General features: G+C 59.6%; 1 protein-coding gene. It reads right to left on the bottom strand.

Annotated elements, in window-relative coordinates; translation table 11 throughout:
• The coding region (locus tag AACY08_RS30125) for an ExbD/TolR family protein (protein WP_339472738.1) at positions 1–401 on the bottom strand (401 nt) is incomplete at its 3' end.
• Positions 402–428: the final 27 nt, after the last annotated feature.

The raw sequence follows: 428 nt of genomic DNA, 5'->3' as shown, positions 1-428 counted from the left end.
GCGCCACCGATGCAGCGATACGGCGTGTCCACGTCACCGCGAATATGTGCCTCGGGCAGATCTTCGGTCGTCAGATTCTGAGCGCCGCCAGCCTTTTTGACAATCTCTTCGAGCTTGTCGGTCGCGCGCTTGAGCAGCTCTTCGTGCGTAACCCGCGTCAAACCCCAATAGATGGCGCACTTGCCGTCGCTATCCTTGGTGATCGAGAGCGAGACGTTCTCGGGCTTGGTCACGGTCGGGTCGTACCGCACGTCCGGCAGCTTCAGCTTGACCGACTGCACGATCGCCGGAACCGTGATGAGGAAGATGATGAGCAACACCAGCATGACGTCGACGAGCGGCGTCGTATTGATGTCGGACATCGGGGCGTCATCGCCGCCGCCACCTGTACTAATCGCCATGAAAGGCCATCCTATTCGTATCGGTCA

The organism is Pseudomonas sp. EL_65y_Pfl1_R83 (assembly GCF_963970695.1).
GTDB lineage: Bacteria > Pseudomonadota > Gammaproteobacteria > Pseudomonadales > Pseudomonadaceae > Aquipseudomonas > Aquipseudomonas tritici.
The sequence above is the reverse complement of the archived record's forward strand: the minus strand, read 5'-3'. Positions and strand labels throughout refer to the sequence as shown.